General features: G+C 61.8%; 4 protein-coding genes and 2 pseudogenes. 5 read left to right on the top strand and 1 reads right to left on the bottom strand.

The features are described 5' to 3' along the window. Positions 1 to 555 (bottom strand): annotated as a pseudogene (locus tag Y704_RS0101655) (DDE-type integrase/transposase/recombinase); the annotation flags it as partial. A 192-nt stretch (positions 556 to 747) separates the two neighbouring features. Between Y704_RS0101655 and Y704_RS0101650 the strand changes: the two are divergent. From Y704_RS0101650 to Y704_RS0101630, 5 genes and pseudogenes are all read left to right on the top strand, one after another. Further along, a pseudogene (locus tag Y704_RS0101650) lies at positions 748 to 1,026 on the top strand (potassium transporter TrkG); the annotation flags it as partial. A gap of 306 nt (positions 1,027 to 1,332) precedes the next feature. Further along, positions 1,333 to 2,808: a sensor histidine kinase gene (locus Y704_RS0101645; RefSeq protein ID WP_162149344.1), complete on the top strand. Its 1,476-nt coding sequence runs from the start codon at positions 1,333 to 1,335 to the stop codon at positions 2,806 to 2,808. Next, positions 2,805 to 3,479 carry a response regulator gene (locus Y704_RS0101640; RefSeq protein ID WP_026548838.1) on the top strand — a complete coding sequence of 225 codons (675 nt, stop codon included), beginning with the start codon at positions 2,805 to 2,807 and terminating at the stop codon, positions 3,477 to 3,479. The genes Y704_RS0101645 and Y704_RS0101640 overlap by 4 nt, the downstream gene beginning before the upstream one ends. A gap of 258 nt (positions 3,480 to 3,737) precedes the next feature. Further along, a complete protein-coding gene (locus Y704_RS0101635; RefSeq protein ID WP_026548837.1) occupies positions 3,738 to 5,546 on the top strand; it encodes a hypothetical protein in 1,809 nt (602 codons plus the stop codon). A 486-nt stretch (positions 5,547 to 6,032) separates the two neighbouring features. Next, positions 6,033 to 6,845: an SDR family NAD(P)-dependent oxidoreductase gene (locus tag Y704_RS0101630; protein ID WP_026548836.1), complete on the top strand. Its 813-nt coding sequence runs from the start codon at positions 6,033 to 6,035 to the stop codon at positions 6,843 to 6,845. Positions 6,846 to 8,394: the final 1,549 nt, after the last annotated feature.

Raw genomic sequence — 8,394 nt, 5'->3', positions numbered from 1 at the left:
CACATAGGTCGGAGCGCCCTCGATGGTCCGGAACGTGCGATCCAGTGCCGCGAACACGCTCGGCGCGGTCCGGTCCCGCAAAGCGATCACGATCCGAAATCTGGACCACGCCAGCCACGCCACGAACAACACCGTCTTGCGACCGTCGATGACCGGGCCGTCGCCGAAGTCGTACTGCAACCACATGCCAGGTTCCGTCACCCAGGGCCGGTGCACCCGGACATGGCCGAGACGGTACGCGGCGCGGACTTGCGCGACCGCCCGCCTGGTCGAACGGTCCGATCCCTCATAGCCCAGCGCGAGGAGCTTGTCGTGGGCTTTGTCGGCGCGGATCCGTCCCTTGGACGCCTCGACCCATTCCTCGATCTTGGGCAGGAACGCATCCGTGACCCGGCCCCGATAAGCCGGCTCGGCGATCGGCTTCCCAGCGTCGCGGGCGGCAACATGCCGGGCAACAGTGTGATGCGAGCAACCGGTCAGCTCGGCCGCAGCCCGCAACGATCCAGTCAGATCGTAGGCAGCAAGAATTTCCATGATTTCTCCGTCAAACTTCATAACAGGGCCTCTTCCCGGGCGACTTTGGTGCGTCTTAGACACCGCAATCAAACCCCGGGAAGAGGCTCCCGCCGCATAAGCGGACGGGGTTCCGAAACAAGAAGTGGGCAGATCTCATGGCCACCAACGGGCAGTTCTACTGGCCGTCAGTGGGCAATTCCGTGGCCGCCTATGGGCAGTTTTTCATGGCCGCTAACACTGGGAGCGACAATCGTCCTTATATGTACGGGGATGCTTATGGCAGTCACCGACGAACCAATGGACCGTATCCTCTTTGAAGTCATCTCCGCCTTCGCGACCTGCGGCCTGAGTGTCGGACTCAGCGAAGAACTCCCCCCGACAGGAAAATACGTCCTCACCGCCCTCATGTTCGCAGGACGCATCGGCCCAATCAGCTTCGCCTCAGCCCTCGCCCTACGCAACCGCGACCAGCTCTTCCGATACCCCGACGAACGCCCCATCATCGGCTAACACAGCACACCAGCATCCCGACGACACCGCGCTCGGTAGTTCCTGGGAACTAGTGAAACCCTTCATCATGCTCCACAAAACGGCTAACGCCGGAATGTCTAATACCAAAACCCCCAACCTTGACCGCCAAAAAAATCACCTACTTCTCTTGGTAACTATTCTTGAAGACCGTGTCGCACTGATGGATGGGCTTACGGGATGGTTTTGGGCTGGTCGGCGACGAGTATGGGTGGGTGACTTCCCTGCGATGTTCTCCCTCCAGGTTCTGATAGGCCGGAAGGTCTGATGACCTGCGAGAATTCCGGCATGGCTCGATTAGCGGCACCGGAACTTGGCCCTGTGCGTACCCTCACCGGCTTCGTTTTGGCGCTTGCACTCCCGCCGCTGCTGGAGTGGGGCATCTTCTTCGCGGGTAGCGACTTCCTTGCCGTTGATGTCCTCCTTCAGGTCGCCGGTGTGGTGGCAGTTGCGCTGGTTGGTGGGTTATGGCCAGCGCTGCTTTGCGCCCTGTGGAGCAGCCTCATCCTCAACTACTACTCCACCGAGCCGTTCGGGTCCTTGGAAATCACCAATGCCGAGGATCTGCTTACTCTCCTGATCTTTGTGGCCGTTGCGGTTTCCGTGTCTTTGGTGGTCGGACTCGCGGCCCGACGCTCCCGGGAGGCCGCGATCGCTTCGGCGGATGCTGCGACGCTGGGAGAACTCGCTCGGGGTGTGCTGGCAGCGGAGGACACACTGCAAAGCTTCCTCCACCACGTCCGCACCCATTTCGGGATGGCGGGAGCAGCACTCTATGCCCGGGGCGATGAGGACGACGGCCGCAGCTCGGCCGAGGCCGGCACCTGGAAGGTGCTCACGGTATCCGGCAGGCAGGTGACTTTGCCTGATCTCGGGGATCCTGCCGGGAGCGAGGCAGCTGGAGTGGGTGATGCCAGCACTCTCGTCCCAGGTGGCCTGAAGCTGGTGTTGTATGGTCACGCGCTGACGGCACGGGAACAGCGGTTGCTAGTTGCCTTCGGATCCCAGTTGGCTGCGCTACGTCAACGGCAGCAACTACTGACCAGTACCGAAAAGAACCGCCACCTGGCCGAGGGCAACGTCATGCGGACCGCTATCCTGCGGGCCGTCTCGCATGACCTGCGCACGCCACTTGCCGCCATCAAGCTCGCGGTCACTAGCCTGCGGCAGCAGGGCATCGACTTCTCCCCCGACGAGGAAGCCGAACTACTCGGCACCATAGAGGATTCATCAGACCGGCTGGCGTCACTGATCGATAATCTGCTCGACATGTCGAGGCTGAGCGGAGATACCGCTACCCCGCACCTCGGACCCGTGCATTGGCCGGATGTCGTAGCGGCCGCCCTGCAGGGCATGCCCTCGGAAAATGTCCGCATCCTGTTGCCGCCCAATCCTCCGCCCGTGCAGGCCGACTTCGGAATGCTCGAACGGGTCATCGCCAATATCGCCGAGAACGCACAAAAGCACGCGGGTGGATCCGACATTGTGGTCACTGCTGCGGTCTCCGGCACGGTCGGGGATTTCCCGGCGGGCGAACTGCGTCTCCGCGACCATGGCCGCGGCGTCGACAAGGACGGGATCGAGCGCATCTTTCAACCATTCCAGCGGCTGGACGATGCAGGCACCGCCGGGCTTGGTCTGGGGCTGGCCGTCGCCCGCGGATTCACCGAAGTGATGGGCGGGGAACTTCGTGCCGAACCTGCACCGGGCGGCGGTCTGACTATGATCATCCGGCTCCCCCTTTCAACGGGGGTAAGGCAGTGATCACGGTCCTGATCGTCGAGGACGAACCGCAACTCCTGCGCGCTCTTCAAATCAACCTGCGCACCCACGGCTACCACCCGGTGACAGCCACCGATGGCGCGTCCGCGCTTGTGGCGGCATCGGAGCATCGCCCGGACCTGGTCCTGCTTGACCTTGGCCTTCCGGACATGGACGGCGTGCTGGTCATTGCCGGTCTTCGCACGTGGACCCAGGTGCCGATCATTGTCCTGTCGGCCCGCCACGGCCCGGAAGACAAGGTCGAGGCGCTGGACGCCGGGGCTGATGACTACGTCACTAAACCATTCGGCCTCGAGGAACTGCTGGCCCGCCTACGCGCAGCCGAACGACGGTTCGTCGCAGCGCCAGGAACGCCGGTGGTCACGACAGCGGATTTCCGTCTGGACCTCGCTGGCAGAAAAGCCGAGCGCCACGGCGAGCAGGTGCGCTTGACTCCCACTGAATGGAAGATCGTTGAACTGCTCGTGCGTCATCCTGGCCAGCTTGTCGGACAGCAAAAACTCCTGCTGAGCGTGTGGGGCCCCGCGTACGCCCACGAAGCGCAGTACCTGCGCGTCTATCTGAACCAACTACGGCGCAAGCTCGAACCAGACCCGACCCGTCCCCGCTACTTCATCACCGAAAGCGGAATGGGATACCGGTTCGAGCCCTGACGTCGGTGCCGGGCTGCGATGCTACCGAGTCATAAAAGTGACGTTGGGCACAACCGGCGCGGACAGGCGTTAAGGATTCATAAAGAAGCCCTGTCAGCCCACCAAGCCGGGCATACATTCAAGCCTGTGAGCATCATCAAAGATCATCTCGTCGAGTCCCGCCGGGCCCGTCGGCTCGGCCACTGGCTTCTTGACGACGAGAACCAGCGCAAGCCAAAGCGCCGAACCAACTCCACTGTGCAGCCCTGGTGGAAAGTCATGTGCCTGACTGGCGTCGACTACTTCTCAACCCTCGGGTACCAACCGGCAATCGCAGCTGCTGCAGCGGGCGCGCTTGCCCCTATCGCCACGCTCATCCTCGTCGTCGTCACACTCTTCGGCGCGCTACCGATCTACAAACGCGTAGCCCAGGAAAGCCCCAATGGTGAAGGCTCCATCGCGATGCTGGAGAAGCTACTGCCCAAATGGAAGGGCAAGCTCTTCGTTCTCGCACTGCTGGGATTCGCCGCGACCAGTTTCATCATCACCATGACCCTCTCCGCCGCTGACGCCAGTGCCCATCTAATCGAAAACCCATTCGCTCCGACCTGGATCCATGGCCAGGAAGTGGCCGTGACCCTAATGTTCCTGTTGCTCCTCGCGGTCGTCTTCCTTCGTGGGTTCCAGGAGGCCATCGGCATCGCCGTTGCCCTCGTCGCGGCTTTCCTCATCCTGAACCTCGTGGTGGTGATAACCGCCGCCGCGCAGATCGCCGCCGATCCCGCACCCATCGGCCACTGGTGGACAACACTTACCGCCCAGCACAGCAATCCCCTGGCGATGATCGCCGTCGCGCTGCTGGTCTTCCCCCGACTCGCGCTCGGGCTATCTGGATTCGAAACCGGGGTTGTCGTCATGCCGCAGATCAAGGGTGCCCCCGACGACACGCCGGAGAGTCCCCAGGGCCGGATCATCGGCGCCCAGAAATTGCTCACCTCGGCCGCCGTGATCATGAGCGGTTTCCTGATCGCGTCGAGCTTTGTCACGACCCTGCTCATTCCCGCAGCCGAGTTCGAGGAGGACGGTGAAGCCAGCGGCCGCGCCCTGGCCTACCTTGCGCACAAGTACCTTGGTGAAGGCTTCGGAACGCTCTATGACGTGAGCACCATCGCCATCCTGTGGTTCGCCGGCGCCTCCGCCATGACCGGACTGCTGAACCTCGTGCCACGGTATCTCCCCCGTTACGGCATGGCACCGGCCTGGTCGCGGGCCGTCCGGCCCATGGTTATGGTCTTCACCGCGGTCGCCGCCACGGTCACCGTCGCCTTCAAGGCCGACGTCGAAGCCCAAAGCGGCGCCTACGCCACCGGCGTGCTGGTACTGATTGCTTCAGCCTCGGTAGCCGTGACACTGTCCGCCCGCCGCCGCCGCCAACACACCGCCGCACTGGGATTCGGTGTCATCTCCCTGATCCTCATCTGGACCACACTCACCAACATTTGGGACCGCCCCGACGGCGCCGGCATCGCCGCGTTGTTCATCCTCGGTATCCTCGTGGTGTCCTTCGCATCAAGAGCGCGACGGGCGCTTGAACTGCGTGCGACAACCATCACCCTCGACGACGAAGCCCTGACCTTCGTCGCGGCACCGGACTCCGGCCAAATCTCGCTGATCGCACACGAGCCCGAGCGGCTCAGCGCCGCAGCATACCGCCGCAAGTTCGACCACGCCTGTACCGTCAGCCACATCAGCCCTACGGATAGGCCATTATTCATTGAGGTAATCGTCGATGACTCATCAGAGTTCGAAGCCCACCTAGACGTGCGCGGCATCACCCGCCACGGTTACCGTATCCTCCAGGTGCACAGCTCGAACGTGCCCAACACGATTGCCGCAGTAATGCTCCACATCCGCGACATCACCGGACTCATGCCGCACGTCTACTTCCGCTGGACCGAGGGAGACCCACTGGTGAACCTCTTCAAGTTCCTCATCACCGGAGAAGGAGAAATTGCACCAGTCACCCGGGAAGTACTACGCGAAGCCGAACCGGAAGTGTCCCGCAGACCATGGGTTCACGTGGGCTGAATCAAGGCGAACCCATGGGTAAAAACCGGTTTACAGCACACTCTGCCAAGCCACCCGCTGCACGCCCCACGGGGGAGCCGCTGGCAGAATAGCTACAGCCGTTATGGAGTACCCGCCGCAGAGTCGCGGCGAAGCACACTCATACGCACCACCTGGGCATGGTTCTACCAGTCAATGCACTGCTGACTGGTTTTCGACTTACGTCTGAAATTGGGTCATGTCGACCCGAAACGGTCCAGAGAGGTAATGCGCATATCCTGCCGGTATCGTTACCGCCGTCGCATGGAGAAAGGTGGAGCACGATGCCGTTGTGGTTAATGGCCCTGATCTGGGGAACGGTTGGCGGGGCGGCCCTCGTGTTTGGTTGCGCTGTTTCGTGGAGATGGACGATTCCGTCGAAAATTGTACCCCCTACCCTCAGATAACCTTCACCACCTCAACTGGACTCTAATCAACAACCACAGCATCATTTCGGAAGGATGATTTATGGACATTGAGAACAGGACCGGCGTCATTACCGGTGCCGGCACAGGTATCGGCCGTGCCCTCGCCGTCGAATTCGGACGCCAGCACGGGAACCTGCTGCTGGTAGGCAGACGGACGGAGCTGCTCGAGGAAACAGCGGACAGGGTCCGCTCAGTTGGCGGGCAAGCAGAGGTTTTCGCTGCCGATATCACTGAACCAGGTGCTGTCGACAGGGTCACCGGAGCTGCCCGGCGGCAGGGCCCGGTGAACCTGTTGGTGAATAACGCCGGCAACGTGCGGGCAGGTCACATGGAAAACCTGCCGGAGCAGGACGTGCTGGCGATGATCAATCTGAACCTCACGGCCCCGATCCTGCTCACCCGGGCCCTGCTGCCCTCCCTGAAAGAATCCGCGACCCAGCGGGGAAGCATCCTCCTTGCCATCTCCAGTGGCATAGCCCTCACCGGGCTGCCGTTCTACACCGTGTACGCTGCCACGAAGTCCGGGATAGCCCACTTCGGCGAAGCCCTCAGGCGCGAAGTCCATGGCACTGGCGTGCACGTGGCCACCGCCTACCCCGGCGCCACCGACACGGACATGATGACCAGTTCCACCGCAGGGGAAGACCTCGGCTTCGGTCGCCGCCCAGTAGCTGATGTGGTCACCGAGATCCTTGCCGGCCTGACGGCCGGGGACCACGAGATCAACACAGCGGCCACCACCCGACGGAAGATGCAGGGCCTGAACAAAACAGACCCCCTGGTCGTGGACGCCCTGCTCGCACCACGGCTCGAAGCCCTCGAAACCGCCGTCCGCACCCACCGCAGCATCTAAGCACCAGACGCGCGTATCGAGGCAACTGACGGCCGACGGAACCGATGGTGATGCCAGGGGAACGAAAGCCACAGTGCCCCGTAGCATGCCAATTAGCCCTGTCGTTAGGCAGCTGAGGAGACGACTGATGCTGAGGATGCCCGCATCATTTGTCGTCATCCCCAGGAGTCGGCTGAACGGAATATCCCCGTCCCGCCGCGTGCTGAAGCCGGTCGGTCTAGCATGGACGCAACGTAAGGCACCACACAGCTGACCCACCCAACCGTCCCACCCTAATCTGACCAGTCGACTTCATCCTTGCCCGCTAATGAACGGATATGCGGCCGTATGCATAAACCTGCAACTCTAACTGTTGCACTGACCGATCCTTTGCCGGGACGCGACGGCCGGCTTGGCTGCAGTTGGTCGAGGCCCAGCATTCACGGCGGTTCTGGCGACCGTGCCATGTCTCAGCAATATGTCTCACATGTCCTATTCTCAACAAAGCAGATTAGGTCCTTTGACGAGCTTGGGCGGGAATGGGGGCGTTGCCCGCGATTGACGTTCTACGCGGCACTCTTGCCGAAAATCCGCGATGGCGGATCCGCTCTGGTTCGGCGGCGCACCTGTCGCGCGGCGCCGAGCATTTGCTTAGGTGGGCATTCGGGAATCTGTTGTGCATCGAACAGCAAGGTCGAAGGACCCGATTCGGGGCCCGGGAAGTTGTTGTGCTGGTGGGTCGTGGACGAGCGTTCGGTCGGAGGACTGCTCCCTGCAGGCAAATATGGCAAGGTGAAACTACTGAGGGTCAGTGTGGCTGGAATCCGAGGGTATGGGTACGAGTGACGAAATGATGGTTGAGCTGCCGGCGGCGTAGTTGCGGTTGGCAGTTGCGCAGGTGCTGGCGGACACCAGTCCATTCGTAATGGAGGCCCGGTTCGTCGCCGATAGGGTTATTCGTCCCCGCGACGCCGGACACTTATCGAAGGCCGTTGCAGGCGATATCGGATCATTAATCTATCAACGCCAAATGCACTCATGGCATTCGGGTGCGTTCGGGGTTACAAAGTCGATTCAGCAGTTGGAGCATGAAGTGAATCATTACAAGCGGGAAATCTTTCCTGATGGCCAGGTCGACCCGTTCCGAGTACCCGCAAGCATCGCGGATATCGCGGCCGGCATCCCACTGCCGCACCCGAGCCGCAGGTTCTACCCTGACTTGATGACGTCGAATAGCTCCAGTTAAGAGCGACCTCCGCCGTGGCCAACAACCGCCCCGACGGAATGCCCCGCAAAGTAGAGGACGCTGCCGCTGCCAGAGCTAAGGACCTCCAAGACAGAGGAAGCAGCGCTTCCGGCATCGGCAAGATGCTTAGAGTCCCCGCGCCACGGTCTACCGACACCTTACATATGGGACGCGGCGAGAAGTCCCGGAATCAGGCAACGACAGGGCCAAATAGCCTTGCGACAAACCAGCCAAATACGGCTCATCGCAAACGAGAGTGCAGGCGGGGTGTAGCCGGGGCGGGCGCGTCGGTGACGAGATAGAGGTCGAGGCCTTCCGATGATG

This window comes from Arthrobacter sp. Br18 (assembly GCF_000520555.1).
Classification (GTDB): Bacteria; Actinomycetota; Actinomycetes; order Actinomycetales; family Micrococcaceae; genus Arthrobacter_D.
Note: the sequence above shows the minus strand (reverse complement) of the source record. Positions and strands in the feature narration are given on the sequence as shown.